The 26,653-nt window shown below is 44.8% G+C and carries 24 protein-coding genes and 3 pseudogenes; 12 read left to right on the top strand and 15 right to left on the bottom strand.

The window, feature by feature from the left end:
- Window positions 1–77: 77 nt before the first annotated feature.
- A pseudogene (locus tag MHH52_RS07670) lies at window positions 78–1,362 on the top strand (MFS transporter).
- Window positions 1,363–1,436: 74 nt separating this feature from the next.
- Here MHH52_RS07670 and MHH52_RS07665 read toward each other — a convergent pair.
- On the bottom strand, window positions 1,437–1,925 hold the full coding sequence (locus tag MHH52_RS07665) for a MarR family transcriptional regulator (protein ID WP_340007695.1): 489 nt from the start codon (window positions 1,923–1,925) through the stop codon (window positions 1,437–1,439).
- A gap of 137 nt (window positions 1,926–2,062) precedes the next feature.
- Between MHH52_RS07665 and MHH52_RS07660 the strand changes: the two genes are divergently transcribed.
- The gene (locus tag MHH52_RS07660) at window positions 2,063–3,559 is read left to right on the top strand and encodes an amidase (RefSeq protein ID WP_340007693.1); all 1,497 of its coding nucleotides are present in this window, start codon (window positions 2,063–2,065) and stop codon (window positions 3,557–3,559) included.
- 31 nt (window positions 3,560–3,590) lie between these two features.
- Here the strand turns inward: MHH52_RS07660 and MHH52_RS07655 are convergent, their stop codons facing one another.
- Entirely contained in the window at window positions 3,591–4,145 is a 555-nt protein-coding gene (locus tag MHH52_RS07655; RefSeq protein ID WP_340007691.1) for a TetR/AcrR family transcriptional regulator, read from the bottom strand.
- Window positions 4,146–4,329: 184 nt separating this feature from the next.
- Between MHH52_RS07655 and MHH52_RS07650 the strand changes: the two genes are divergently transcribed.
- The 5 genes from MHH52_RS07650 to MHH52_RS07630 all read left to right on the top strand — a co-directional run bounded on the left by MHH52_RS07650 (window position 4,330) and on the right by MHH52_RS07630 (window position 7,567).
- The gene (locus tag MHH52_RS07650; protein WP_340009535.1) at window positions 4,330–5,217 is read left to right on the top strand and encodes an ABC transporter ATP-binding protein; all 888 of its coding nucleotides are present in this window, start codon (window positions 4,330–4,332) and stop codon (window positions 5,215–5,217) included.
- On the top strand, window positions 5,214–6,026 hold the full coding sequence (locus MHH52_RS07645; RefSeq protein WP_340007689.1) for an ABC transporter permease subunit: 813 nt from the start codon (window positions 5,214–5,216) through the stop codon (window positions 6,024–6,026). Before MHH52_RS07650 ends, MHH52_RS07645 begins: the two co-directional genes overlap by 4 nt.
- Window positions 6,010–6,291 (top strand): hypothetical protein, encoded by a 282-nt coding sequence (locus MHH52_RS07640; protein WP_340007686.1) that lies wholly within the window; start codon window positions 6,010–6,012, stop codon window positions 6,289–6,291. The genes MHH52_RS07645 and MHH52_RS07640 overlap by 17 nt, the downstream gene beginning before the upstream one ends.
- 9 nt (window positions 6,292–6,300) lie before the next feature.
- The gene (locus tag MHH52_RS07635) at window positions 6,301–6,429 is read left to right on the top strand and encodes a LamG-like jellyroll fold domain-containing protein (RefSeq protein WP_340009533.1); all 129 of its coding nucleotides are present in this window, start codon (window positions 6,301–6,303) and stop codon (window positions 6,427–6,429) included.
- A gap of 229 nt (window positions 6,430–6,658) precedes the next feature.
- Entirely contained in the window at window positions 6,659–7,567 is a 909-nt protein-coding gene (locus MHH52_RS07630; protein ID WP_340007683.1) for an ArsR family transcriptional regulator, read from the top strand.
- Window positions 7,568–7,741: 174 nt separating this feature from the next.
- On the opposite strand, the pseudogene MHH52_RS07625 reads toward MHH52_RS07630, so the two are convergent.
- Window positions 7,742–8,353, bottom strand: a pseudogene (locus tag MHH52_RS07625) (alpha-N-arabinofuranosidase); the annotation flags it as partial.
- A 104-nt stretch (window positions 8,354–8,457) separates the two neighbouring features.
- Window positions 8,458–9,165 (bottom strand): DUF421 domain-containing protein, encoded by a 708-nt coding sequence (locus tag MHH52_RS07620; protein ID WP_313638898.1) that lies wholly within the window; start codon window positions 9,163–9,165, stop codon window positions 8,458–8,460.
- Between the two features lie 102 nt (window positions 9,166–9,267).
- Here MHH52_RS07620 and MHH52_RS07615 point away from each other — a divergent pair, with 102 nt between their 5' ends.
- Complete coding sequence (locus MHH52_RS07615) at window positions 9,268–9,999, top strand: LysR substrate-binding domain-containing protein (RefSeq protein ID WP_340007681.1); 732 nt, start codon at window positions 9,268–9,270, stop codon at window positions 9,997–9,999.
- Window positions 10,000–10,020: 21 nt separating this feature from the next.
- Here the strand turns inward: MHH52_RS07615 and MHH52_RS07610 are convergent, their stop codons facing one another.
- The 4 genes from MHH52_RS07610 to MHH52_RS07595 form a co-directional block, all read right to left on the bottom strand.
- Window positions 10,021–11,502 carry a HAMP domain-containing sensor histidine kinase gene (locus MHH52_RS07610; RefSeq protein ID WP_340007679.1) on the bottom strand — a complete coding sequence of 494 codons (1,482 nt, stop codon included), beginning with the start codon at window positions 11,500–11,502 and terminating at the stop codon, window positions 10,021–10,023.
- Window positions 11,469–12,155, bottom strand: a complete 687-nt coding sequence (locus MHH52_RS07605; protein WP_313638902.1) for a response regulator transcription factor — start codon at window positions 12,153–12,155, stop codon at window positions 11,469–11,471. The genes MHH52_RS07610 and MHH52_RS07605 overlap by 34 nt, the downstream gene beginning before the upstream one ends.
- Before the next feature lie 139 nt (window positions 12,156–12,294).
- Window positions 12,295–13,650, bottom strand: coding sequence for an erythromycin esterase family protein (locus tag MHH52_RS07600; RefSeq protein WP_340007677.1), 1,356 nt, complete (start codon window positions 13,648–13,650; stop codon window positions 12,295–12,297).
- A gap of 108 nt (window positions 13,651–13,758) precedes the next feature.
- Window positions 13,759–13,881, bottom strand: coding sequence for a hypothetical protein (locus MHH52_RS07595; protein WP_340007675.1), 123 nt, complete (start codon window positions 13,879–13,881; stop codon window positions 13,759–13,761).
- 166 nt (window positions 13,882–14,047) lie between these two features.
- On the opposite strand from MHH52_RS07595, the gene MHH52_RS07590 reads away from it, so the two are divergent.
- Window positions 14,048–15,310, top strand: a complete 1,263-nt coding sequence (locus MHH52_RS07590; RefSeq protein ID WP_340007674.1) for a TraB/GumN family protein — start codon at window positions 14,048–14,050, stop codon at window positions 15,308–15,310.
- A 269-nt stretch (window positions 15,311–15,579) separates the two neighbouring features.
- On the opposite strand, the gene MHH52_RS07585 is transcribed toward MHH52_RS07590, so the two are convergent.
- Window positions 15,580–16,866 (bottom strand): Gfo/Idh/MocA family oxidoreductase, encoded by a 1,287-nt coding sequence (locus MHH52_RS07585; protein ID WP_340007672.1) that lies wholly within the window; start codon window positions 16,864–16,866, stop codon window positions 15,580–15,582.
- 145 nt (window positions 16,867–17,011) lie between these two features.
- On the opposite strand from MHH52_RS07585, the gene MHH52_RS07580 reads away from it, so the two are divergent.
- The gene (locus MHH52_RS07580) at window positions 17,012–17,839 is read left to right on the top strand and encodes an AraC family transcriptional regulator (protein ID WP_313638907.1); all 828 of its coding nucleotides are present in this window, start codon (window positions 17,012–17,014) and stop codon (window positions 17,837–17,839) included.
- Between the two features lie 3 nt (window positions 17,840–17,842).
- Here MHH52_RS07580 and fucU read toward each other — a convergent pair whose 3' ends face one another.
- The 4 genes from fucU to MHH52_RS07560 are packed head-to-tail and all read right to left on the bottom strand — an operon-like array spanning window position 17,843 to window position 22,195.
- The gene (fucU, locus tag MHH52_RS07575) at window positions 17,843–18,271 is read right to left on the bottom strand and encodes an L-fucose mutarotase (protein WP_076284304.1); all 429 of its coding nucleotides are present in this window, start codon (window positions 18,269–18,271) and stop codon (window positions 17,843–17,845) included.
- 12 nt (window positions 18,272–18,283) lie between these two features.
- Entirely contained in the window at window positions 18,284–18,934 is a 651-nt protein-coding gene (locus MHH52_RS07570; RefSeq protein WP_313638908.1) for a class II aldolase/adducin family protein, read from the bottom strand.
- An 18-nt stretch (window positions 18,935–18,952) separates the two neighbouring features.
- Window positions 18,953–20,398: a rhamnulokinase family protein gene (locus MHH52_RS07565; protein WP_340007670.1), complete on the bottom strand. Its 1,446-nt coding sequence runs from the start codon at window positions 20,396–20,398 to the stop codon at window positions 18,953–18,955.
- A 30-nt stretch (window positions 20,399–20,428) separates the two neighbouring features.
- Complete coding sequence (locus MHH52_RS07560) at window positions 20,429–22,195, bottom strand: L-fucose isomerase (RefSeq protein WP_340007669.1); 1,767 nt, start codon at window positions 22,193–22,195, stop codon at window positions 20,429–20,431.
- A gap of 239 nt (window positions 22,196–22,434) precedes the next feature.
- Here MHH52_RS07560 and MHH52_RS07555 point away from each other — a divergent pair, with 239 nt between their 5' ends.
- Window positions 22,435–23,205: a DeoR/GlpR family DNA-binding transcription regulator gene (locus MHH52_RS07555; RefSeq protein WP_340007668.1), complete on the top strand. Its 771-nt coding sequence runs from the start codon at window positions 22,435–22,437 to the stop codon at window positions 23,203–23,205.
- A 37-nt stretch (window positions 23,206–23,242) separates the two neighbouring features.
- Here MHH52_RS07555 and MHH52_RS07550 read toward each other — a convergent pair whose 3' ends face one another.
- Window positions 23,243–23,563 carry a GDSL-type esterase/lipase family protein gene (locus MHH52_RS07550; RefSeq protein ID WP_340007667.1) on the bottom strand — a complete coding sequence of 107 codons (321 nt, stop codon included), beginning with the start codon at window positions 23,561–23,563 and terminating at the stop codon, window positions 23,243–23,245.
- Window positions 23,564–23,574: 11 nt separating this feature from the next.
- On the opposite strand from MHH52_RS07550, the pseudogene MHH52_RS07545 reads away from it, so the two are divergent.
- Window positions 23,575–23,787 (top strand): annotated as a pseudogene (locus MHH52_RS07545) (aldo/keto reductase); the annotation flags it as partial.
- 66 nt (window positions 23,788–23,853) lie between these two features.
- Here MHH52_RS07545 and MHH52_RS07540 read toward each other — a convergent pair.
- Window positions 23,854–26,529, bottom strand: coding sequence for a YhgE/Pip domain-containing protein (locus MHH52_RS07540; protein WP_340007665.1), 2,676 nt, complete (start codon window positions 26,527–26,529; stop codon window positions 23,854–23,856).
- Between the last annotated feature and the right edge of the window lie 124 nt (window positions 26,530–26,653).

Genomic DNA, 26,653 nt, shown 5'->3' with positions numbered 1-26,653 from the left:
TGATAGTTTGGCTACCTAATTATTAAGACGTGAATTCCCAAACTACAATATATAGAAGTTAAAGGAGAGGAATAGCTCTGGAGCATCTCACTCAGAAAAAGAAAGTTACAATTATGATTGCTTTAATGGCGGCTATGTTTTTCGCAGCAATCAACCAGACGATTGTGGGCACTGCAATGCCCCGAATTATTGCGATGCTTGGAGGAATTGAACATTATACCTGGGTAATCACCATCTATATGCTCACCTCTACAATCGCTACCGTACTTGTCGGTAAATTATCCGATATTTATGGGAGAAAGCCATTCCTCTTAGCAGGGATCATTATTTTTATTATAGGGGCTTTCCTGTCCGGATTGTCGACCAATATTTTTCAAATGATCACTTATCGCGGGATTCAAGGTCTAGGCGGCGGGATTTTAATGTCGGCTACCGTAACCGCTGTAGGTGATTTGTTCGCTCCTAGAGAGAGAGCCAAGTGGACTGGAATTATGATGGCCATATTTGGTTTCTCTAGCGTAATTGGTCCTACCCTTGGCGGCTTCATGGTGGATCACATGGCCTGGAAATGGATCTTCTGGATCTTCCTACCTTTCGGTATCGTGGCTTTCTTTATGATTTGGAGAATGTTCCCTAAAACTGCACGCTCCACCTCTGAATCCATCGACTATTTAGGCTCCATTTTCCTTTCCCTTACCATTGTTGCACTCTTGCTCGGATTTTCATGGGCGGGAACAAAATATGACTGGGGTTCTCCAGAAATTCTCAGCTTGTTCGGGGCATCTATTCTGGGAGTCATCATTTTGATTCTGATTGAACGAAAAGCTAAAAGCCCAGTATTACCATTATCCTTATTTAAGAATTCCATCGTAACCATCTCAATGATTGTCGGCTTCCTGATGAATGCCGGTATGATGGGCGCAATGATCTATCTACCGTTCTTTGTCCAAGGTGTAGAAGGCGTCTCCCCAACCAACTCCGGATTTATTAATATGCCGATGTCACTTGCAATGATTGTACTTAGTACGCTTGTGGGAAGATGGATCTCCAAATCAGGTAAATACAAACGTTATGCCCTGATTGGTATGCCATTTATGGTTGCAGCCATGATCATAATGGCCTTTATGAGCAACATTGCTATGGCCGCTCTTCAATCAATTAATAGAGATGCTGCGGAACGCACTAAGCGATTCCCTGACGGTTGTATTCTTAAGCGGTACGGCGCTGCTACTTATCGCAGCACTGCTTGTAGTGTTCCTTAAAGAGATTCCGTTACGTAGTGGTGAGAAAAAAATGGAGGTAACCGCAGAGGGAAAAAGCGGAAGCAAAAACCTTGAAAAGTCTGTACCTGCTACACATTAATCACAAATAACCTTCCATTAGAGATGTCCGTAAACAGCTTAGGCTGTGCGACACCTCTTTTTTTATATGAAGGATTAGGATTCACTTTGCTGTTCGTTCAATTCTTCGAAATAATCGTAAACTCCGTTTAACAGCTCCATTAATGTATCGGTTTGCTCCTTGCCCAGATAATCAATCATTCCTTTAAAGGTTTTTCGGGATTTCGCAACAGCCATTTCAGCCAGATGCTCTCCTTTTTCAGTAAGCGTGATTTCACTAATTCTCCGATCCTGTGCATCGGCAGTACGAACTACATATCCTTGTACAATTAGGCTATTGACCATTTGTGTAACCGTAGGAGAAGTAACTTTAAGATTCTTGCTAATATCCGAGACCGTCTGTCCCTTCTTCCCTTCACGTTCAATGCAAAGCTTTAAAGAAACCAGCATTCGCACCTCGCTTGGCTTCAATCCCCACATCGTAGTTTTTCGCCAGTTCATCTTCGCAAATTGCTGGAATGCTTCCATTAGACCATCAACATTCTGATATTTATCTTCTTTCATCAGCACACCCCATAAGATCATTTAACACTTAGTATAGCCTAATCAGGCATAAAAAAGAATCGATAGATGTCAGGTATCCATTTTCAGAAAATTACTAGCTAGATGTATAATACAAAAGAGACAGGCTATTCATTCCTATTCGAAAGAGGTTATCTATCATGTCCTTTTCTTATTCTACATATGACGCTTTAGGACTAGCTGCGCTTGTCAAAGCACGCGAAGTCTCACCTCGTGAGCTTGTCGAAGCCGCCTTCGCTCGGCTCGATGAAGTCAATCCAGTCCTTAATGCGGTCGTACGCACTCGTAGAGAAGCTGCCCTTAGGGAAGCTGACGAGATGCCTGCTCAAGATAGCTCTCGCCCATTTGCGGGCGTTCCTTTTCTGCTCAAGGATATCTCCCAAGCTATCGCTGGAGAACCTCTTACTTCGGGTGCCTTGCTAATGAAAGACAATATTGCTAGACGCGACTCGAACTACGTAGCACGAATCAGAAGCGGCGGTTTTATTCCGCTTGGACATACGAATACCCCAGAATTCGGCCTCAAAAATATTACCGAGAACGTCCTCCACGGCCCAGCACGTAATCCGTGGAATCCCGAATATTCCCCTGGTGGTTCGAGTGGTGGCGCAGCTGCGGCGGTGGCTTCTGGTATTGTTCCGGCAGCGGGAGCCAGTGATGGCGGCGGCTCGATCCGCATCCCTGCCTCGTTCACTGGCTTGTTCGGGCTGAAGCCAACCCGTGGACGTACCCCAGTAGGACCAGGTGTAGGCCGTCAATGGCAAGGTGCTTCTATTGATTTTGCGTTGACGAGGTCCGTACGCGATAGTGCCGCTATGCTGGATCTACTACAGGTCGTGCAGCCAGAGGCTGCTTTTCAGACCCCCCTATATCCGGGCGTCTATCTGGACGATCTATTCAAGCCTGCACAGCGAAAACTACGCATAGCATTCACAACGGCTTCCCCAGTAGGCACTCCAGTAATTAATGAAGCAGTAATTGCTGTACTCAAGACTGTACGATGGCTCGAAGCTGAGGGTTATGAAGTTGAAGAAAAGCTGAGTCCAGTTAATGGTGTAAGGCTGATGGAGAATTACTATACGATGAATACTGGGGAAGTGGCAGCGATGTTCGTATCGCTGGAAAAAATGATGGGACGTTCCATTACTGCCAGTGAAGTAGATATCGTCACTTGGGTCCTCGGGGAAGCCGGAAGAAAAGTCTCTGCGGCTGAATTTGTGCATAGTTTGGATGAATGGGATATTGCAGCCGCTCAAATGGCAGGTCTGCTTAATCGATACGATCTATATATCACGCCAACTAATGCAGACTCTGCTCCCAAAATTGGCGAGTTAACTCATAAATCTGAAGAGATAGCGAATCTATTACATGTAAGTGAATTGCCGAAAGAGGAGCAGCAACGAATGATTTATGATATGTTTGAGCCAAGCCTAACCTATACACCGTTCACTCAGCTCGCGAATCTAACGGGCCAACCGGCAATGAGTGTTCCCGTCCATATGTCACCAGAAGGCCTGCCGATAGGTGTACAGGTAATGGCTGCGAAAGGCCGGGAAGATTTACTGCTACAGCTCGCAGCACAGCTTGAACAATCCGAGCTGTGGGTAGGGATGACGGGAAATCCGCTTTTCCCATGATGAATTAGGGACCAGGCTCTAATAGCTCGTGCTACTCCTGCTCCCGCCCGCAAATGCCATAGAAGAAGAGATGGATGGCTTCCTCCAAGAAGGCATCTATATCTTCTTGTTTGCTGGCTTCATCTAGCATTTCCTCCGAACTTCGCATGTACATTCCTATAAATGAAAGAATCCCTTTGGTGGACACTTTATTTGAGATTTCTCCTCGCGCTTTGCCATCCTCCACCATCTTGATCATCAGCGGTAAAACGTCGTTCGCATACCGTTCTTCAATATAACGAAACATTTCCTGGTCCTCAACCATAAGCTCCTTCACAGTCGTGGGAGACAATGAACTGTAGGTTTCTCTTTCCATAGTCATAATGTATTCAATAATCTCTTTTAGAGAATGCTCTCCATTAATGTAATCTTCAAATTCGCGAATGGCCTTCTCTACAAAATCCTTAAAGGACTCACTAAGCAGTGCTTCCTTGCTGCCAAAATAATTATAAATCGTCACCTGCGAGACTCCTGCTTCTTTCGCAATGTCTACGATCCTGAGGCGTTTGGGCTCCCAGTTCTTGAGCATATCCATGGTAGTCTTCATAATTTTGAGTTTTATCTGAGCTGCTCTTTTCTCAAATCCGTTCATGCTATCCACCCTTAACTTAATGAAATATTTACAATCAATTATTTCATAATTTCATTGACTTCGTTAATCACTAGGAATAATATAACATATGAAATATCCAATTAATAATAGTTCATTATTTTGCAGCGGGGGTGGCGGCATGCTTGTAGTTGAAGGCTTAACCAAACGTTTTTCGAATGGCAAAGGAATCGAAGATGTAACGTTTACCGTAAATAAAGGCGAGGTGTTTGGATTTCTGGGGCCTAACGGTGCAGGTAAATCAACGACCATAAGACATATCATGGGATTTATGATACCGGACCAAGGTTATGCGAGCATTCATGGACTTGATGTATGGAAAGCACAGGGCACGGTCCAGAAGCATATCGGCTATCTACCCGGTGAAATCAATTTTTTTGACGGGATGACAGGCATTTCCTTTCTTAAATTCATGTCTGGCATGCAAGGGATGAAGAACACTACCAAACGTGACCGCCTGATTGAACGACTGCAATTTGATGCCGCAACACCGATCCGCAAAATGTCAAAGGGAATGAAGCAAAAAGTTGGCATTGTCGCAGCTTTCATGCATAATCCTGAAGTCATTATTCTGGATGAGCCCACCTCGGGTCTCGACCCACTTATGCAAAAGGTATTTATAGATCTCGTTTTGGAGGAAAAATCAGCCGGAACCACCTTTCTAATGTCCTCTCACAGCTTTCAAGAAATTGAACGCACCTGTGACCGTGCAGCGATCATTAAAGACGGACGTATCATCACTGTAAAAGATATCCATGAACTACAATCGATGCAACGGAAGCTGTTTGAGGTTGTTTTCGCAAATAGTGCAGATGCAGAACATTTTGCCGCCTCCGGCCTGCAAGTGGAAGCTCGTGAAGGGAATATGGTCCGCATTGCCGTTCAGGGCAATTACGATCGATTCATCCAGGAAACCGGAAAATATAATATCCGCAGCATGGATGTGTTCACGCAGAATCTAGAGGACATTTTCATGGACTATTATGACCGTGAGGGGGCCGTACAATGAATCTTCCGCTCTATAAGGAAATGATGAGAGTGAACCTGAAAGGGATTATGAATTATGCCTTCGGTTCTGCCTTCTATATTCTGTTTATGATCTGGCTTTATCCGGGGATTGCAGGGAGCACACAAGCGATTGATGACCTCATTAAAGCTATGCCGGAAGGCGTGGGTAGAGCCTTTGGGTTGAACAGCGGATTCACCAGTGCTGAAGCTTTTATCTCAGGAGAATATTACGGACTTATTCTGGTACTGATTCTATCTATCGTGTGTGTACAAATGTCAACGCAACTCATGGCTCGGCTCGTGGATCGCGGATCAATGGCATACTTACTAATAGCACCAACAACGCGTAGAAAAGTAGCCACCACGCAGGCGCTTGTACTCATAACAGCTTTATTTCTGATTATGACTGTAACCACACTAGCCGGATTCTTAGGTAAAGCATGGTTCCTGGGCAGTGAATATGAATTTAACATCGGCCGATTTACTCAGCTGAATACCGTGGCCTTTTTATTGTTTTTTTCGGTTGGGGGAATTGCCTTTCTCGTATCCTCAGTATGTAATGATGAGAAAAAATCGCTTGGAATTTCCGGCGCCATCACTTTCGGATTCTTTACTCTGGATCTGCTCGGTAAAATAAGCGATAAGCTAGAGGGGTTACGTTATCTGACCCTATTCTCCTTCTATCAGCCCGGTAAAATCGTTCAAGGAAACGTGGAGGTGATCCAGGTCTCCAGTTGGTTACTGTTGATCGGTATCCTCGCTTTTGCCTTAGGGGTAGCGCTGTTCAGACGACGTGATCTTCCATTATAAAAAAAGGGATGCTCCAACAGTAGGCAACATCACATACGGCAACCGTGTCGCCGATCAAGCCGCAGTATTTAACGGTGTTTCCGGTACCCGGTTACCTAATGGATTAATTGACAGCAATACTTATACAGTATCTATGTGGTTAAACCTTGAGCAGCTTACTGATGCAACGACAACTTTCTTTGGTGCTGCTTCGATAAACAACTGGATTAGCTTCGTTCCACAGAACGGCGGGGGTAAAACGCTTCTATGGTCCGGTGAGGCATGATATGACGCTATTTCCGCTATGAAGATTCCAGAAAATAAATGGACACATGCAGCGTTTACGGTCAACAATGGTACCGTGAAGGTCTACCTCGACGGAGGTGAGCAATTCTCTGGTGAGGGCTTCTCGAATGTAAATTAATAGAATCATGATTTAGAAAGAGAGCGAAGCCTTAGGCTTCGTTCTTTTTTTCTCGAACACCTCTCTCGATGTGATTGACCGTTCAGAAAATCTCTCACCTTCGTATTGTAAAATAAGCATTTAAATAATATAATCATTAACTATACGTCTTGAATAAACGATAATTCAATCTTTGTTATTAATAAATCCCTTAATCGAGTAGCCTATAAATTTAAATTGGAGGCCATCTATGAAACTTGACCTGTCGGAGGAATCCCTTCCCGTCTACGAAGCTTTAGCCAGCTCAGTACGTCTACACCTGTTGCGTTTGCTTGCCGAGAAGCCTATGAATGTCAAGGAATTGGCCGGGGCAGTAAATTTGAGCAGCGCCATTATGACTATGCATGTGCGCAAGCTGGAAGCTGCAGGACTTATCCAGACACATATGGCGCCTGGACGAAGTGGTTTGCAAAAGATCTGTACACTAGCTGCTGAAAGTGCAGAAATCACCTTTCCAGGCAGACAAATCAATGAGCGCAAAAGCTACCGCAAGGAAATTCCTGTGGGACATTATTCCGACTTCCTGATCGAGCCTACCTGCGGTCTTGCAACTACAGAGCAAGTGATTGGTAGCTTTGATGATCCACGCTATTTCTGGGATCTCGAGCGTATGAATGCTGGCATTCTTTGGTTCGGTAAAGGATATATCGAATATAAAATCCCTAACTTCCTTCTCTCCAGTCAACAGCCAGAGGAGCTAATCATTACAATGGAAATTGCTTCCGAAGCGCCTTCCATTAATAATAATTGGCCCTCGGATATCACTTTCACACTGAACGGAGTGCAGCTTGGATTCTGGACAAGTCCCGGTGACTACGGAGATAGACGTGGCAAATACACGCCGGCTTGGTGGCCAGCACTCACGAACCAATACGGCCTACTTAAACAGCTGCGCATTACACCTAAAGGTACATTTATGGATGGTTTGAAACTGTCCGACGTTACGCTGGATCAAGTGAACATCCGCAACAAGCAATGGACTTTCAAGCTTTCCGTCGATGATGATTCCGAGCATATTGGCGGGATTACCCTTTTTGGCAAAGGCTTTGGCAACTATAATGACGATCTAATCGTTGAGCTGTTCTACACAGATACCTAAGAAGAAACGACGTTATCGTCTTTTAAAGACGATAACCGTTTCTTGAAAAATATAAGACCTAAACTATAGCGTGAAACTTATACTTTCTTATATTTCATGAATAAAGCCGCATTCACCTCCCACAGGAGAGTCGAATGCGGCTCTTATTTTACCTTTTTTCACCTTAAATGAAGGGTCCCCATAATTACGAACATACGTCTGATATTGGCGATAAAGATCTGCATAATATTCTGGACGCATATTCCCACCGCAGCCCCAGTTCTCATTACCGACGCCAAAATAAGTCACAGACCAAGGCTCTTGATAGCCGTTCTGCTGGCGAAGCTCAGACATCGGTGATACACCACCAAAGGTTAAATACTCCACCCATTCGGACATCTCTTGAACCGTACCACTTCCCACATTACCGTTGATATAAGGTTCACATTCCAGCATCTCACATAATTCCATAAATTCATGCGTACCAAAATGGTTGTCCTCAACCGTGCCGGCCCAGTGCGTATTGATCATACGTTTACGAACTTCGCGATCTCCAATACCATCTTTCCAATGATATTCATCCGCGAAACATCCACCCGGCCAGCGAAGCACTGGAATTTGAATTTCTTTAAGCGCTTTCACAACATCATTACGAATACCGTTAGTGTTAGGAATCGGTCAATCCTCTCCGACCTAAATCCCTTCATAAATACAACGTCCTAGATGCTCAGAGAAATGTCCGTAAATATTTTTGTTTATCGTACCTTTGCGAATGTCTGTGTTAAGAATTGCCGCTCTGCCATGAATAAATACCGCCCTTCAACATTTGTGTATATATTAACTAATTAATAATTATACAAACATTATGGAGCGGTGCTCAGCGATCCGTCAATCTCCAATATGAATGAATGCTATTCTTTATCAATAGGTTTTCTTATCCCGTCTTCATAATAATCAAAAACGAGCTGATGCTGCGTTCCTCTTACCCCGTAAAATACGTCGGAGATGCGTTTCCCCTTACGTCTTAATTCGTTTTCCAGCCATTCCTTGGTCAGCCCATTATTCTCAAGATTGTCTTCAATAAGTATGCCATCCATAATTAATTCAACGGGAAAGCTCTGGGGTACGGAAAGAAGCTTCAGATCTTTTCTGGTAACATATTGGTACTCTTGTTTCTTTAAGACAGATACCATTCCGTTATCTTCTAGCACAGCATATTCCACTACCTCTAGATTAAAAATTTCTTTCTCCCTCAGTGCCTGATCCAAGGAATCCAGCGAATACCTTACCTTTTTCATATTCCCATCCAGAATTTTTCCGTTTTCTATAAGCACCGTAGGTGAACCCGATATCCAGCTTCTCATTCTGCGACTCTTTATAGCGATGACAGATAGCAGAAAAGATGTAGCGGCTATAACAATGAGTGCCACGATCATATATGACGATTTCAGATCTTTATTAAATGCCAGGTTCGCCGCAAGCGATCCCAATATAATGCCTGTCACGAAATCGAGAAACGTCAAACTAGAAATCGTTTGTTTACCCAATATTTTAGCTATCAGCAGTAGCATGATCATAGCAACTAAAGTTCGAAACACAATATCCATATGCGCTTGCATCACTTAATCCCCTACCTCTCCTTCCCCATTATTTACAAACGTAGTAGAAATGAAACGTCACTACAATTGGAGTAATCATTATACAAATAGATTCATACGTTTATGAATACGTCCTTATTCCATTGGAGCAAGCGCGGGATGATCTTAACAACAGCTGGCCAGACCTTGCTGGGCCACGCTGACAGAATTCTATCACTGCTCGATGTGGCACATAAACAAATGTTAGACAACGATATTCCGACCGTCTCGCTGAAGTTGGGTTCCATTACGACGGCAGCCGCCGTCCATTTGCCTCCCCTGATGCTGAACTACCGCAGGCAATACCCGGATGTGAAGCTATCGCTTCTTAGCTCGAATACGAATGATCTGATTGAGAAGGTCCTTCGCTATGAACTGGATGGAGCCTTCGTGAACGGACCCTTGCCCCATGCCGAGCTGGAACCAATCCCGGTCTTCCCCGAGGAGCTTGTCCTCATCTCCGAGCTAGGCGCTAACAAACTTAGCGATGTGCTGATGGAGCCCATGCTATTCTTCAGCGTGGGTTGTTATCATCGCGGTACGATGGAGAGTTGGTTGCGGGAGGAAGGGCTCCCTGTACCCGAGATCATGGAATTCGGAACTTTGGAGGCGATTCTCGGCGGCGTAGCTGCAGGCCTCGGCACAACCATCGTCTCTCGATCTGTCATTCGTCGCAAGGAAATGGAAGGCTCGGTGCAGGTCCATCCCCTTCCCGAACATTACCGCCATGTGACCGTACAGTTCATCTATCGACGGGATCATTTCAAGACAAGCGCGTTCCATAAATTTATCGAATTATTGCAGCAAAAAGCCTGAAGACTCGTATGATGAGTTTCTTCAGGCTTTTTTACATGGCACCGTAATGATCACCCGTGCGCCGCCTTCGACACGGTTTCCTGCTTCGATACGCCCTCCGTGCTTTGCAATGAGCAACTGTGCTGTATACAATCCAAGCCCGGAATGACCTTTGTCTAGAGATCTAGATGGATCGCCCGAGTAGAATTTATCGAACATCCGCCGCAAATCAAGAGCGCTGAACCCCTTCCCCGTATCCTTCATGTCAAAGGTAATCTGCGTCTCCTCTACGATGACCGTCCACTCGATCCTTCCCTCCGCTGGCGTAAATCGTAAGCTATTGGTAATCACGTTATCGAATACTTGCTCCAACCGTGATGTATCCAGAAGAAACTGCTGTTCTTGGTCGCATCGCCTATTCACATAAGAGAAGTCAAAAGCAATCCACTTCTCACGGCATAACAATGCGTATTCATCTTTTTTCCGCTCACAGAAGGCGAGTAAATCCGCTCTCGTATACTGGAGGACAAAATCAGGCGTGTCGATTTTATTCAGGAACAGCAATTCCGTCAGCATTTTGTCCGCACGCTGCGTACTGTTCTGAATGGTTAACAAGTACTTCTCCAGCCGTTCGGGACGGCGTGCACCGCTCTCGATTAAATTATCTACATGACCTTGAATGATCGTCAGCGGCGTCCGCAAATCATGAGCAATCGCAGAGATCATGTCGCGTCTCTCCTGCTCCAGCTTCCACTCCCACTTCAAGGATTGCTCCAGCGCGATCCGCATCTCTTCGAAGGCATCGGAGAGCTCGATCAGCTCCTTCGACCCACCTGCTCCTGCGACGGAGAAATTCAGGTCATTCTGCTGGATTCGTCTAGCTCCCCCGATGATCCGTGTGATCGACGGTTCGAGCCGTTTACCCAATTTTCTCGCGAAAATAAAAGAGAACAAGACGATGAAGAAGAACGGTGCGATCAAACTGCACAAAATAAGCATAACGAGCAGCCCGTTTCCAGGGTTGTTGGAGGATACACTTAAACTGTATCGCAGCACCAGCATCCCCTTTAATTTTTTCTGCGAATCAAGGATCGGGTGGTAATTGATATATTTCCCGCCCTGTTTCTCGCTGCGGTTCAGCTTGCTTAGCACATCCTCCGGGCTGTTGACGAAGGTCTGCCCCTTCCAGCCGTAGACGATTTGCCCCTTCAGATTCACGATTTGATACTGCATGCCTTTCGTCAGAATAACATGTTCCAACGCATTCTGCATCGAAGGAGATAATAAGGCGTCTTTTTGCTGATCTACATAACCTAGAATCCGGGGAATTTGCTGCTCATAATAATTGGCTGGTAGAATGCTCTTGTCCGTTTGATTAATCAAAACATAAAGCGTACTGCCCCATACCAGCATCGAGCCGATGAAGCTATAGAAAAGAACGAGTGTAAATGCGCCCATAAACTGTCTGCGCAGCGGTTTTCGACTTGCCTTTACTTCCTTTCGAATCTGTACCCTACCCCCCATACCGTTGTAACAAAGGTCTTCTCCGGTGCTGCGCACGCCAGCTTCGCCCGGATATTTTTGATATGTTCGGTGATTGTGGCTGCTTCTCCCTCCGCATCGAATCCCCAGATCTTCTCATAGATTTGTTCCCGCGAGAATACTTGATTCGGATGCATGAAGAGAAGCCGGAACAATTCGAACTCCCGGCTGGTCAGCGGAATCGGGAGGTTCTGGTAGAATACCTGCTGGCTGTCCAGATCTATCGTGAGATCGCCATGGTGCAGCAGCTTCGGCTGATGATCAAGATGGCTCCGCTGCTCCCGACGAAGATGCGCTCTTATTCTCGCCTTCAATTCTTGCATGCTAAAAGGCTTCACGATATAGTCATCGCCACCGACGGCGAGTCCTTGGATCCGATCCGCTTCATTGGAGCGCGCGCTTAAGAACAGAATCGGACACGAGACCCGGTCACGTATCGCTTGGCATACTTCGAGCCCATCGAGATGCGGCATCATAATATCCAGGATGATTAAGTCGGGCGTCTCTCCCAGTCGATCGAACACTTCCTTGCCGTCAAAAGCCACTGATACCTCATACCCATCATCCTGAAGCGCATCGCGCATAAATTCGACGATTTCTCGCTCATCATCGGCGATTAATATCTTTTCTCTCATCTCTTGAATTTCCTTTCGCGTCTATCAATCTAGCAGCTTTATCCTCTCATTGTACCTTCTTGTGCGCCAAAAATCCCCCTGCAGCGGCACACACGGTGTTCACGACAGGGGAACAATTAAATTTTCAGGTATAACCGAGTTAGAGCTTCGTTGTCGGTTCTTTGACTTTATCGAAGACGATGATCCCGTCATATTGCTCTTTTGGAATGAATCGCATCGACATCGGCATAATGATCTCGGACGTCATGCCATCCTCGGATGCATAGATCGGCTTGAACATCCAAGCATTATTTTTGTTCGGAGACTTGTGCTTGGATAGATCTGCAAACGCAATCTTATAACCGCTCTGCATCATCAGCTGTTCCAGACTCCCCTTCGGCATCGGCTGAATATCGAATATCTTCTGTGTCGTAATCGTGCTCGCCTTACCGCTGTTCATGTACAGACCCATCACGTAGACCTTATCCTTTAGCTTCTTATGCAGCAATTCTCCCATACTTGTAAAGCTGTTGATCCATTTCCCTTGTTCTTTCGTTTCGATTTTGGACGTATTCTTCGCCAGATGATCGTTATGCGCCCATAAAATCACTTTTTTGCCGGGATACATCACCTTCATTAACCACTCCACGTTGTCAGCCATGATCCGATCACGGAATTCATAGCTTTCCTTCGTATCGTACATCCCCATCTCGATGAATTTGACCCGATCCGCCAACGTCTTGACAGCGATATCCACCATCCGCGGGTCCGCAGGGTAGGCGGCTGCAAGTTGTTCTTTGTTCTCTTGGATGAACTGGATCAACGCCTTGTATTTCGGTTCGTACGCATCCTTCACCTTCTTGATTTCTGCTTTCGCCTCCGGATGACTATCGTCCATGCCATATTGGTTGAGCACCTTATAGAAATCCGTCATCGCTTGCATTTCGAAGTTGAAATAATTCTCGCCCTGATCCTTGTCTACCTTGGCAATCCATCCGGCAATAAATTGCGTTAAGTACCCTGATGTGAACTGCATGTCATAACCTGCTAGATATAAGGGATCGTTCGTCCCTTGCTTCTTCTTGATGTAATCGAATAAATTCAGCGTCTCCTTGGAATGCCAGATGGGAAAAATTGAACGCTCCATCATTTGTTGCGATGTCCATGTTCCTGCATTCTCATACGTCATGAAGGAATCCCCAAGGCCCGACTCAAATGCAATCACGTCAAAATCCAGCTCTTCGTGTAAATATTTGATCAACCTTGTCTTCATGCTGCTGTATTCTGCGACACGGTGAAAGTTCTCGCCAAGGCTAACGACCGTCTTATCTTTCAAGATCGGCTTCAGAAACGCTAAATCTTTATAGTCCGATGACGTCAAAGATTTAATCTCTTGAATATTCTCCTTCGACCCCGTATTTTTCTGCGCGGTCGCCGAGGCGCTCACTGGCGATAGTAATAGTGAAAATGCTAGGCCCAGGGAAATGATACCTGTTAATCGTTTCGTTGCTTGCATGTTGAATGTTCTCCTCCTTTGAAATCCGTTATTATGTCGTTCTCTTACCATGCAGAGACATCGTAACAGGAACTTCTAAGGAATCTATAAAGATAAGAGAATAATTTCTCAATGCGTGTGACAGACCCGCTTGTTCACGAATCTCACTGTCATATATAAGACGAGCAGGATCATCCCGATGTTGATCGCATAATCCGCTAGATTGAGAATGCCTCTCCCCGATCGAGACATGATAAAATCCGTGACCTGCCCGAACACCATCGATCAATCCCGTTGCCACAACGATAGGAATTAAATCAATATAGTAACAAAACGTATAACTGTTTATGGGAAAATACGTTAAAATCAGAGAGTGACTTACATCTTTCATTCTTTTTAGAAACGGAGTGTCCTATTAATGAAAAAGCTAGGTGCATTATTTTTATCCATTTTCATGGTTATGTCAGTCTTTACCACTGCGCATGCTGCTGAAAAGCCTGTCGGTGTATGGATTGATGGAACCGAAGTAAAGTTAGGCAATGCTAACCCAGTTGTAGAAAAAGGAACTACCTTGGTTCCTATGCGTCCACTCCTAGAGACGCTTAATGTAAATATTAATTGGAATAAAAAGACCCAAACCGTAACGGGTACCAAAAATGGACTGGCCCTCTCACTAACTATCGGCAGCACAACAGCAACGGTAAACGGGGAGAAGAAAAAACTAGAGGTGGCACCTAAAACCATCAACAATGTCACCTATGTTCCTGTCCGCTTTATCGGAGAAACGATCGGCTATAAAGTGGAATGGAGTGCGGCGCTCCGCACCATCATCTTTGTTGCCAATAAGCAGGCTGCAGGCAGCACCGGATTCTTATGGAAAGTGGAGAACAACGGCAACATCGTCTATCTGCTTGGTTCTATCCATGTGGCTAACGACAAAATGTACCCGCTGCGCCCGGAAATTGAAGCTGCCTTTGAGGCGTCTCAATATCTTGGCGTCGAAGTTGACTTATCCAAGGTTGATCAAACTGAGATTCAAAAGTTCCTTTCGGAGAAAGGCTCCTATACAGATGGAACCAAGCTCAAGGATCACGTATCCGCTGATACCTATAACAAAGTTGTTGCGCTTCTGAAAGCGAATGGTCTTGCAGGAGATGCATTCGATTCCTATAAGCCATGGGTCGTTACTCAAGGCATCTCAAGCCTGCAAATGCAAACAACAGATTATACACCGGATACCGGAATCGACCTATATTTCACACAGAAAGCAGGCAAACTGAACAAACCTGTTATTGAACTGGAAAATATGCAATTGCAGCTGAATATGTTCGATCAATTCTCAGACGGTTTGCAAGAGAAGCTTCTTGTCGATACACTCGATAGCCTCAATCAAACGAACAATACTTCCGCAACAGCTTCGCTGGATGCATTATCCCAAATGTGGATGCAGGGGGATGAACAATCACTCGTAGCTATGACACAAGGGGTCGCTAAGGAGCCAGAATACTACAAAGGGTTGGTTTCTGATCGGAACGCCAACATGGTGAAGCATGTTAAAGAGTTTTTGAACAGTGATAAGAAGGCGACTTACTTAGTCATCGTTGGAGCGCTACACATGCTAGGTGATGATGGTATCGTGACCCAATTGCAAAAAGATGGCTTTACTGTCGTAAAACAATAATTACTTTAGCTAAAATAAATAAGGCTGTCTCTTAGTCATCGACGATGACTTTGGAGGCAGCCTTTAGTTAACTTAACGTGCGGACAGAGCGGAGGGCCCTCCGGGATTCTGGAGAAACGCCAGTGGTCGCCTTTAAAGTCCTATTTTAACCGCTAATTTTTTTTCAATCCAGAAATAGGACTTTAACAGCGATCATAAGAACCCTTCGAACCCGTAGCGGCTTGTTCACAAACGGGGAACTACTTATTTTGGTTTTGAGCCTTTTCCTTCTAGAATTTAATTAACTGATCTACCTTCACCGGAAGTCCAGTAGCTATCGAACGATTAGCCGCAATCCCGGTCATAATTGACAAAGCCCCATCCACATGGGAAGCTGCACGATTAAACCGATCCTCCACGGGTCGTTCAAAAATATCACGCAGCATGACCGGATCTCCGCCACCATGTCCCCCAACGCCCTCTTCAATCTCCACTTCATATGGAGGCGCAAAATGGGGGTATACAGTGATCTGCTTGTCCTTTAGTGCCCCTTCATCCTCTTTGTTCCCTCCGGCATTTACATAGGACTGTTCAACGACCTTAACTTCCATCCGTCCCTTTGTCCCATTAAATACTACAGTGAAGCCTTCCCAAGGCAAGTAAGCATTGAGTGAATAGTTCATAATCGTCTTGTTTTTGTATTTGACCATTACTGCCATCGTATCCTCAATGCTGATATTATCACCGAATACACTTTGATCACGCAGGTACCCATCTTCATGCTCGGCGTCCAGATACATCTGCTTAAGCTGCTCGTTGTCTTTTAGATGAAGGGCAAAAGGATCATTCTCCGCCGCTCCACTACCATGGGCACGTTGATAAAACTCAGTCGCCCCACGCTTCTCCGCATTTTCTCTGCCATAGAACCGAAGATCCCCCATTGCATAGATTGTATCCGGACGCGAACCAAGCCAGAAATTCATCAAATCGAAATGATGGGTTGATTTATGGACTAATAGACCTCCGCTGTTGCGTTTATCGCGGTGCCACCTGCGGAAGTAATCCGCTCCATGCTGTGTATTTAACAGCCACTCAAAGTTAACGGATAACACTTCTCCGATAGCCCCATCCATGATCAGTTCACGGATTTTGGTATTATGCGGGGCATAACGGTAATTAAACGTAACGCGCAGCTTTTTCCCCGTTCGCTCAATCGCCTCAAGAATTTCCTGACATTTCTCTTCATCTATGGTCATCGGTTTCTCCGAGATTACATCACATCCAAGTTCCATCGCCCGGATAATGTAACGATGATGTGTGCGGTCAATACTCGTAACTATAACCACATCTGGCTTAGTCTCTTCAATCATACGATCGAACTCGTGGGCCTTATAAGTAGGAACCGCATGATACTGATATTTTCCTTCCAACAATCGGTTCGCATAATCCATTCTTGCACCATTCACATCACAGAAGCCTACGATTTCCGAAGTTTCACGATAATTTGTAGTTATCTCTCCATAAAAGAACTCCGCTCGGCCACCTGTACCTACGAATACATATTTCTTGTTCGACACAAGGATCACTCCATCGCTATTGATTTAAATGCAGTTTCTCCCTATAGTTTATAGTATAAAATACATCTGAATCTAAGCAATTCTTAGCAGAAATAGCGAAAACTTTGCATATATTATCCTAATCTTCGAAAGGGGCAAATATAGAATGGAACAGGAACTTCAACCTCCATTTATCATTGAGCAAATAAAAAGGACCGGCCCATTCAACATGGATTCCGACCATTATCACGACACTTATGAGATTTATTATTTACTCGCGGGTGAACGCAGCTATTACATCAACAATCTGATTTACACCTTGCGCAAAGGTGATTTGATATTTATAAATAAGAACGAACTCCACCGTACTACTTCTAAGGGCTCAGCACGCCATGAGCGAATATTGATTAACTTTGAGGAAGTCTTTCTGCAAAAAACGTTGGCGAACTATGAACTGAGTTTTCCTTTCTTAACTACACAAAGCTTGCTTCTGCGTCCAGGAGTACATGAACAAGGAGCCATCGAATATATCCTTTTCTCCATGCTAAAAGAACAAGAAGAACAGCGATCACAGCAAATCCCCTATCTTCAGACACTGCTTATCCAATTATTTATTGAGATGAACAGAGTACAAGAAATAAGCCGCGAGCCCATCGCTCCTGAGAGCAGTGAGAAGCAGCTTAAAGTCTACGAAATTATCGATTATTTGCAGGCACATTACGCGGAAAAGCTTACATTAGAGCAGCTATCCGAAACTTTTTTCATCAGCAGTACCTATCTTTGTCGTTTATTCAAACAGACAACTGGGTTTACCATCGTTGAATATCTAAATTATATTCGTATCAAGGAAGCCCAGCGTCTACTTCGGAATACGAACGTTAAAGTTACGAGTATCGCCGAAGAAACTGGTTTTGACAGCATCGCCCACTTTGGGCGGGTGTTTAAGCAAATCGCGAAGTGCTCACCTCTACAATACCGCAAGCAGAATCGCTGATCATCAGGCCTTGATTACACCTTTTTTGATGATTATATTTCCATAGAGCGCTTCTTCACCAGTAACTACAACAGCATAACTTTGCTTAGAACGATTGTAGAAATCAAACCGCTCCTCATATTTAATCGTCGCTTCAGCGTCATGTTTGGCGATAATCGACTCGTATGTGGACCAGATAACCGGCACGGTAGGATCTCCCTCAACCACAGCCATAAACGCCACCTGATGTTCCACATAATGATCAAGTGGCAGCAGTTCCAATATTGCATCCAATAGATCAGGTATCCCAATGCCATCATATCTTAGTACTTTTGAGTTCAAGGAGTGTCCTGGATAATTAGCATCCGCCAATACAAGTTCATCCCCATGACCCATTTCCATCATCACACGTACCAGTTCCGGAGATAATAACTTAGGAATTTTTTTTAACATCCAAGCACCTCATTATTTCCCATAAAAAGATCTCAAAGCAACCAGCTCATCAATCCGATGCTGTGGCAGCTCTCTCTCCCCGCCAATCATACGGGTAATGAACGTAATCTTCGCTGTATATTCGAGTCTCTCCATGTTCAAGTAGGCTTCCATAACATCCGTTCCCCAAGTAAGCGCGCCGTGATTTTCGAGCAGGACTGCTGTTTTTTTACCAAGGAAGGGCATCAATGAATCCGGAATCTCTTCCGTCGAAGGTGTTCCGTATTCCGCTAATGGAATATCCCCGATCATAATAACCGATTCTGGCATCATCATTTTATCGAGCGCCTCACCTTTAATGGCAAAAGCAGTGGCATATGGGGGATGTGCATGAACCACACCGTTCATCTCGGGTAGCTCATTATAAATTCTCAAATGCATTTTTGTTTCCGTTGAGGGTCTGTATCCTTCGGCTGCTTCAAGAACTTCACCTTGTAGATTCACTTTTACAATCATATGAGGCTCTAAATATCCCTTGCTCACCGCTCTAGGGGTAGTAAGAATTTCATTCTCTGATAACCGTGCTGAAATATTCCCATCATTGGCGGCGATAAAATCTTTATTAAACAGATTTCTGCCGATATCACAAATCTGCAAACGTAATTTTTGTTCCAAAGTATCCATAAGTACTCTCCTCGTATCCTATTTTTTATAGTTCTTCACCAATGAAGGCTGGTATGTCTTAAAAGTAAAAGATCGTGCCACAAACTCTTTCCCCTCGGAAACTTCCATTTTCCCCAGGGCGGCCAGTTGGACAATGATATTGCCAATTCCACTGGCCTCCACAGGCCCTGCAACGACTTCTCTACCCGTAGCATCAGCGGTGAGCTGGCATAATAGTTCATTTTGAATCCCACCGCCAACCATATGAATGATAGTAATTGTCTTGCCAGTGATCTCTTCCATTTCGTCAATCGTTCTACAGTATGATAGCGCAAGGCTCTCGAGGATAACGCGTATAATCTCAGCTTTCGTATTAGGGGTCTGTTGCCCCGTTCGCTCACAATATTCCTTAATCCGCTGCATCATCACACCAGGTGTGCTGAAGAGCTGGTCATTCGGGTCAATGATCGCTGGTGCTTGATTAATCGTCTTGGCCAGTTCAACCATTTCACTTTGACTAAGATACTCTCCTGCTGTCGCCCAATTCCTTTGGAGCTCCTGCAATATCCATAGTCCCGTTGTGTTTTTTAGCAAACGATTAGAATTACCGTAGCAACGTTCATTGGTGAAACCATACTCATAGCTCTTATCTGAAATGACCGGCTCAGGTGTCTCCATACCAACCAACGACCACGTACCACAGCTTATAAATGCTGCTTCATCCTTACGAGTATAAGGAATCGAAGCTACTGCTGAAGCCGTGTCATGTGAAGCACCGGCTATCACTTTCATCGGGCCTACACTAAGCTCCTCTTGAATAACCGGTAGGATAGATCCAATAACCGTTCCCGCATGAACCTGATGTGGAACTAGACGACTCGGAATCCCAAGCCTACTAAATAATTCAGGGGAGAGTTCTCCCGTGACAGCATCCATTAAGCCGCTTGTACTCCAGATCGTGCTTTCTGCTGCTTTAATACCCGTAAACAGATAATGAAATAGATCTGGCATCATTAAAATAGTATCCGCGGTTTCAATAAGAGAATCATTATCCTGAAAATCAGAGAACAGCTGATAGACTGTATTAATCACGCTTGGCTGAAGACCGCTCATACGGAATTGCTCTGCCGGTGACAGCAGCGCTTCCAATTTGAGACGGTGAGCCTCCATCCTCCGATCCCTGTAATGATGTGGGGAATAGAGCATCATTCCTCTTTTATCGATAAACCCGTAGTCAACCCCCCATGTATCCACACTTAAAGACGTCAATTCTCCATGTTGCCTGAAGGCTTTTTGAACCCCTTGCTTCATTTCGTGGAAGAGCCTCAGAGTATCCCAATATAAATGCCCGTTGATCTGTACCGGCGTATTATCAAACCGATGAATTTCTTCCATTTGTAGCCTATCGCCATCATATATCCCCAGCATCACTCTTCCGGAGCTGGCGCCGAGATCTATGGCTAGTAGCTTAATCGTATCACCCATTGTTCACTACACCTGCTTCACAGGAAGATTTTAGTAGAGAGGTCCAAAGTTCTGACATGCTCTGTAATCTGCTCCCTCCAGATCTTCGGTACCAAATAACGACCACACCCGAGGTCTAAAAATACGTGATTCCTCAACGTTATGCATGCTGACCGGAATGCGCAGAATAGACGCCAGCGTAATCAAATCCGCACCAATATGCCCATAACTAATCGCCCCATGATTTGCACCCCAATTATTCATGACATCATACACTGATTGGAATGAACCACTATTGGTTAGCTTAGGCGCAAACCAGGTCGTTGGCCAAGTCGGGTCTGTTCTTTGATCCAGTGTATGGTGAACATCTTCAGGCAGCTCTACCGTGTGACCTTCTACAAGCTGAAGAACAGGTCCAAGTCCTTTAACCAAGTTCAAACGAGCCATGGTAACTGGCATCCCGCCTTTGGTTAAATAATCTGTAGAGAAGCCGCCCCCACGGAAATATTCTTGAGAAGCCGGGCGGAATTGTGAATGGCTCAAGCAAGCTTCTACCTCATCCTCCGAAATTTCCCAAAAAGGTTTAATCGCAGGTTTACCGTCTTTTGTCTGCTCACCCGTACCATCAAGAGCAGCTGAACCAGAGTTGATCAAATGCAGTAATCCGTGTGCTGCTTCACCCTGCAATTGATGTCCAGTTACTCGCTTAACTGCATCTGGACTCCAAAAGGTTCGGACATCCGCAAATATTTGTGCAGTATTCGTAAGCAAATAATTGAACAGCATCGTTACTCCGTTCAGGCTATCATTCTCTGTCGCTACGATATAAGGTGTACGTTTGCCGTTCCAGTCAAAAGAGGAATTCAGAATCGTCTCCATGAAATCGCCGTTAGGGAAATGGTCCGTCCATTGACGTTGCCCTTGAAAGCCGGCAACAATCGCATTATGGCCATTGGCTTCTTCCTCAAAGCCTAACTCAGCGAGAGCAGGATTGCCGATCATCAGATCACGGGCGATCAATGTCATTTTCACACAAGTCTCCCACTGCTTCTCTTTCTCATCATCACTAATTTGCAGATGCTGTGGATTATTATCGGCACCAACTTGGCAATTTTCTTTGGTCCACGCGAGTGCACGTTTAAATTCCTCTTTATCATAAATCTCTTCTTCAAAGCGCCGAACATATTCAGACATATCTATATATTCATTGCGCATGCCCAGATACTCTTGGAAGAACTGTTCATTCACAATCGATCCAGCAATCCCCATCGAAACAGATCCCATAGATAAATAGGATTTCCCTCTCATTTGAGCAACTGCCAACCCAGCTTTGGCAAACTGCAGCAATTTAGTCTGCACATCCGCTGGAATCTCCTCACTGCTAGACTCCTGAACATCCTCACCATAAATGCCAAACGCCGGAATTCCTTTTTGTGCATAAGCAGAGAGAACAGCAGCTAGGTATACGGCGCCAGGGCGTTCCGTTCCGTTAAATCCCCAAACCGCATGCGGGATTGAGGCATCCATATCCATCGTTTCAGAACCATAACACCAGCAAGGAGTCACGGTAATCGATACGCCTACATTAGCCCCAGCAAATTTCTGAGCTGCAGCAGCAGCTTCTTTAACCCCACCAATCGTAGAATCGGCAATGATGCACTCTACTGATCGGCCATCCGGATAAAATAAGTTCTCTTCAATAAACTTAGCTACCCGCTGTGCCATACCCATAGTCTGAGCTTCTAGCGATTCGCGAACCCCTCTTCTTCTGCCATCAATGGTCGGGCGGATTCCTATTTTCGGATAGTTTTCTATCACTGCTGTTCCTCCTCAAGATCATCTTAGTATCATCGTTAATGGACCTATATCTCCTACATCATAAGATATGGAAACGCTTTAGTCAACATAAATCAACACTTTTATAGATGATTTATGTGGTTTTATGTGGTATTAATAAAGATATACTGTGGTATTATGTGAGTATGAGGTTACTTTTTTTGATTTATACAACAATGTAGTAAACTAGGGAGTAGATGATGATAGAGGTGAGTGAACGGATGAAAGCATTTGAACGGCGGGATCTAATCATTAATGAGCTTTATAGACAAAAGAAAGTCCATGTCGCTCAGCTGGCGCAAAAATTCAATGTCTCAGAAGAGACCATTCGGCGGGATCTGGATAAACTGGACAAGGAAGGACTTGCAAAAAAAAATTACGGTGGAGCGATCCTTAACGCACATACTAATGAGGACCCTCCCTATGTTAGCAGACATCAGGTTAATATTGAGGCCAAACGAACGATAGCCGATCATGTTCTCCAATTAATCAATGATGGGGACAGCTTGGTGACGGATACGAGTTCAACGGTTTTTGAGGCCTTGCGGAGAATTATAGAGGAGAAAAACAATCTGACGATTATTACGAACTCCCTGGTTGTATTATCCGAATTTCAACACTCCGGGCAAAAGCTAATCTCCACTGGTGGAATACTAGGGCCCGAGACTAGCTCCTTTGTTGGGTATACCGCCTCGCAGACCATTCAAAAATACAATGTGGATGTGGCCATATTCAGCTGTAAAGCGTTGTCCATGACTGGTGGGCTCAGCGATTCGAATGAAGAAGAAAGTGAACTAAAGCTTCTCATGCAACAGCAGGCGAATAAAGTTGTTCTGCTCGCAGATCACTCTAAATTCGACAGGACTGCGTTCATCAAATTATTCAGTTTTGATAGAGTGGATTATATCGTTACGGACCAGAAGCCTTCAGAGGAATGGATCGAATTTCTGAATAACTATCATGTATCTCTTATCTATGCACCCGCAGAGTAATCTCAGTAGGTACATAGATAAAAAGATCTTTATCACCTTAATTGCTTAAAAGACCGCTCTTCTCTACGACCTTCAGCCACTCCCTAGCAATCAGATCATGCCCGGCTGCTGTCGGGTGAACGCCATCCCAAAGCCAGTAGGCTGCATCTGCTCTACGAGTAGCTGTATCGAAAGCTTCCTGTAAAGGAACAAACACAGCATTGAATTCCTCTGCAAGCTGCTTAACAACGCCCTGATAATGCGTAATCCCGACTTCCCATTCGCCCCATTGTTCTGCTGGAGCTCCGGTATTTAGAATAAAAGGTTCACACAAAATCTGCTTCGTTTGCGGAAGAACTTCTTGTGTTTCTTCAAGCACATGGAGGTGAACTAGCTGGCAGCCTTGACTTGAAGCTGTCGCAACTAGCTTTAGCTTGGACTCTACGACAGCCTGGCGTAAGCTCCGCAATTATCATCGGAGCCAGTAAGCCAGCACAGGTTGAAGAGAACGCCAAAGCTGTGGAAGCCGTGCAGTCCCCAGATACTTTGGAGAGAATTGAAGAGATTCTAAAACCAGTAGCCGATTTCGCTCCAGCGAGATAATCATGAGATAACTAGCAGAAGGAGGGATTCTCTGATGATAGAGAATTCCTCCTTTATGCTTTTTGCTCAGGAAATCAATTTGGATTCTTCGGCTTGTTCAGCCGCCTTATCGATATAACGCTCCAGCGGCTTCTTGAGAGTTAACGCCAGTAAGAGTGCTATTACACCGAATAGGATCAAATAAAAACAATCGCGAATCGCCACTTCCGGCAGAATCCCCCCTACCGACTCCCTCATCAGATTAATCGCATAGGTAAATGGCATAAACGGATTTAATATTTGAAAGAAACGTGCTGTTGTACTGATTGGAAACGTACCGCCAGAGCTTGAGAATTGAAGCACCATGAATACGATCGCTATCCCCTTTCCAACGTTGCCGAATACAGACACAAGCGTAAATACAATCGTCACGAACACAATGCTGATCAATACTGCAAAAAGAACAAACCACACCTTGTCCACTACATAACATTTCAGAATAAAGATATTACCGAGTACAGCCACCAGTGCTTGAAGAATCCCAACGGTAAGAAACGTCAGCAGGCGTCCAAAATACAATTGATACCTCTTGTACTCTATACCTTCAGTATCCACACCCGTACGGAGGAGTGAGATAAGGAGTGTGCCGCCCACCCATAAGGAGAGTACGACATAAAAAGGAGTCATCGCCGAACCATAATTCGGAATAGGATATAATTGATTTTCCTTTAACACCACCGGATTGGCCAAAAAATCACTTTTGCTCTTAATATCCCCTCCGAGCAGCTCAGCAATCTCCCCCAGATTTACCTCATCTTTGATCTGGCGAATGGTGGACGCTGCTTTACGAATCGAGTCTTCCAGTATCGGAAGATCATTTCGCACCAAATCCGCTGCAACCGCTACGCCCTTATCCGCACGGGGAAGCCCTGTACGGATCAGATTAGAAATCTGATGAACCCGTTCCTCTACAGCCGGCAGATCCTGACGGACGAAATTTGCGGCTTGTTGTATTTTTTCTCCTGCAGCAGGCAAGCTGCTCTGAATGAGTGGAAGCGTATCACGAATAAAAGCACCAAAGCTCTGTGTCTTATCTGCGACGCCACTAGCAGCTGTATGTACCGCTTCACGAATAGCTGGTAAGTCCTGCTGTAGAGTAGCTAAGCTTTGTTGTCCGAACTCAATTGCTGCCATGGTCTCTTCAAGAAGGTTGCCAAGCGCAGTTAGACGATCTGGAACCTGCTCCAGGGAAGTGGCTGTAGTCATAGCAGCAGTGGATATTTTCTCTAATGTATTTTTTACAGCAGGGATAGTTGCCGTTTCATATTCGGAAATAAGCTTCGCAATGGCTACATTCCCTTCGTCAGATTTAAGACTCAATTGCTTAACATTACTCGGATCAGGCTGACCATCATTTTGTAGATCCGTTGCCAACGAATTTACCAAGGTAGTCTGTCTGCTCAAGGCATTGTTTACATCCTTCAAGGTGCTAATCTCAGCATTAGGCACTGTTCCTGGCGAGAATGTATTCATTGCCGATAACAAAGAAAGCGTATGATCAATCACGCTACTTCCCGACACCAGCTGAGCGGATACTGACTCAAGTTGCTCGCGCACCGCTTGCGGGTCAATATCCTTTCCCTGCAACTGTTCAGCAAGCCGAACTACTGAATTCTCCGTTTTTTGCAGCAGGTATATATTTTGTTTGAGGGCGGCAGGTACCGCTTCAAATGCAGCATTACTCTTCTCTAAGAACTGCTGAAGCTCCAGAACAAAATCATTTCCAGCAGCTGCAATCTTGTCGGCCTTAGGTAGCGCAGTTAGGGCAGCGTTAACAACCTTATTCGCTTCCGAAAGACCTCCAGACGCCTTGTCCATGATTTGTTTAACTTCTCCAAAATGATTATCGAGTTGAACGATTAGCTGTGCTGCTTGTTCAATCTTGGGCAGCATATCCTGTAGCCCAACTAAATGATCTGTAGCATTGGCAATTTGAGGCCAATGCTCAGCTATTTTTTCTAAATCCGAACCCACCTTCTCAACCTCAGGCAGCTTGTTCTCCAGCTTAGAAATCCGCTCTGCCGATGCATGAATTTGCGGCCAATTCTTCTCAATTTGCAATACATGTTTGCCTGCCTTTTCGATCTTAGGTAAACTTGCCTCTAATTTAAATAACCCTTGTTCTACCTTGCGAATAATAGGCAGTTCGGATTGAAATTTTTTATCGATTTGTTTTAAAGTAGTAAATACCGTCTCACTAATCGTTTTCGTAAAATTCTCACTGATCTGTGTAGTGATTGAAGAGGCGCCTTTTCCTGTGATTTTAGGAGCAATAGCATTTATCTTCTCATTGACGGTATATTCGATCTCCGGTTTCACGATCCTGCCTTCAAGGATTCCTGTCATTCTCTTTGAGAAATCAGCAGGGATAACAATACTGGCATAGTAGTCTCCACGTTTCACACCATTGTGCGCAGCTTCTGCATCTACGAAGGTCCAGCCTAAGTTTTTATTATTCCGAAGACTTTCCATGACGTCATTGCCGATGTTGAAACTCTTGTCCTTCACAGTGGTACCTTCATCCAGACTGGTTACAGCAACTTTAATACCCGAGGTATTACTGTATGGGTCCCAAACCGCCGCAACATTAAACCAATCATAAACAGAGGGTAATACCACCAAAGCAGCGATCAGGAACACGGCCACAGGAACCTTGAATACGTTACGCCAATCGTTCCTATAAATCCGTAATATTCCACCCATTTGTTGCTCCCCCTAATCTTTATGTTTTGACATTTTAATATGCCCGAGGAGACAAACCTTTACTATCATTATTAGTGGATTCATGACCGCAATCGCTTTTCAGAAATATTTTTTGAAAAATGCA

The organism is Paenibacillus sp. FSL K6-0276 (assembly GCF_037977235.1).
Lineage (GTDB): Bacteria > Bacillota > Bacilli > Paenibacillales > Paenibacillaceae > Paenibacillus_AQ.
Note: the sequence above shows the minus strand (reverse complement) of the source record. Positions and strands in the feature narration are given on the sequence as shown.